This is a genomic window from Paraburkholderia terricola, from assembly GCF_900142195.1.
GTDB lineage: Bacteria > Pseudomonadota > Gammaproteobacteria > Burkholderiales > Burkholderiaceae > Paraburkholderia > Paraburkholderia terricola.
Map to the genome: position 1 here is coordinate 1 of NZ_FRAB01000102.1, position 1,586 is coordinate 1,586.

Below are 1,586 nucleotides of genomic sequence, written 5' to 3' on the forward strand. Positions count from 1 at the left end.
ACCTCGCTGTCGACCTCGGCCTCGACGGGCATCGCGTCGGTATCCACGACGGTCAGCGCGCTCAACAGCCAGGCGGTGAAGTACGACCTGAACCCCGACGGCACCGTCAACTACGGCAGCGTCACGCTGAATCCGGGCGGCAGTGCCTCGCAGATCCACAACGTCGCGGCCGGCACCGCGCCGGGCGATGCGGTGAACCTCTCGCAACTGAGCACGGTAGTCGCCGGCAGCAAGACGCACTACTACAGCGTCAACGACAACGGCGTGCAGGGCGGCAACTACAACAACGACGGTGCGACCGGCGTGAACGCGCTCGCCGCGGGCGTGGGCGCATCGGCCGCGGGCGCGAATGCGACGGCGATCGGCAACGGCTCGCAGGCGCTGGGGGCCTCGACGGTCGCGATCGGCGACAGCAACACGGTGGCGGCGGCCGCGGGCCAGGGGTCGATCGCGGGCGGCTACCAGTCGCAGGTGAGCAGCGGCACGGGCGCGGTGGCGCTGGGTTTCCAGCAGACCGCGAGCGGTGACGGCGCGGTGGCGATCGGCGACCCGAACTCGGCGACGGGCACGGGTGCGGTGACGGTGGGCGCGAACAACACGGCCAATGGCACGGGGGCGGTGGCGCTGGGCAGCTCGAACGTGGCAACGGGCACGGGTTCGGTGGCGCTCGGCAGCACGTCGACGGCGGCGAACACCGGCGCGGTGGCGCTGGGCTCGGGTGCGACGGCGGCGAATGCCGGCGACGTGGCGCTGGGCTCGGGCTCGGTGACGGCAGCGGCCAACCCGACCTCGGGCGCGACGATCGGCGGCACGGCGTACAGCTTCGCGGGCACGAGCCCGACGAGCGTGGTGAGCGTCGGCGCGCCGGGCGCGGAGCGGCAGGTCACGAACGTGGCGGCGGGGCAGCTCAGCGATACGAGCACGGACGCGGTCAACGGCTCGCAACTGTTTGCGACGAACCAGGCAATCGATACGCTGTCGACTTCCACTTCCACCGGTATCAGTTCGCTGTCTACGGGGCTTTCCACGACGAACAGCAACGTGGCGTCGCTGTCGACTGCGACAGGTTCGATTTCGACCAGCATCAGTTCGCTGTCCACGGGTCTGTCGACGACCGATAGCAATGTGGCGTCGCTGTCCACGTCGACCTCGACCACGGCGAGCTCGCTGTCCACTGGTGTCAGTTCGCTTTCGACGGGCCTGAGCACGACGAACAGCAATGTGACCTCACTGTCGACATCGGCCTCGACCGGCATCAGTTCGCTCTCGACGGGACTCTCCACGACCGACAGCAACGTGGCGTCGTTGTCGACCTCGACCTCGACGACGGCCAGCTCGCTATCCACTGGCGTGAGTTCGCTTTCGACGGGTCTTTCCACCACTGACAGCAACGTGGCGTCGCTCTCGACCTCGACCTCGACCACGGCAAGCTCGCTGTCCACTGGCGTAAGTTCGCTTTCGACGGGCCTCTCCACCACCAACAGCAACGTGACCTCGCTGTCGACCTCGGCCTCGACGGGCATCGCGTCGGTATCCACGACGGTCAGCGCGCTCAACAGCCAGGCGGTGAAGTACGACCTGAACCC

The 1,586-nt window shown here is 68.3% G+C and carries 1 protein-coding gene; it reads left to right on the forward strand.

Annotated elements, in window-relative coordinates:
- A partial coding sequence (locus BUE39_RS33965; RefSeq protein WP_412534880.1) for a beta strand repeat-containing protein occupies positions 1–1,586 on the forward strand: 1,586 nt, incomplete at both ends.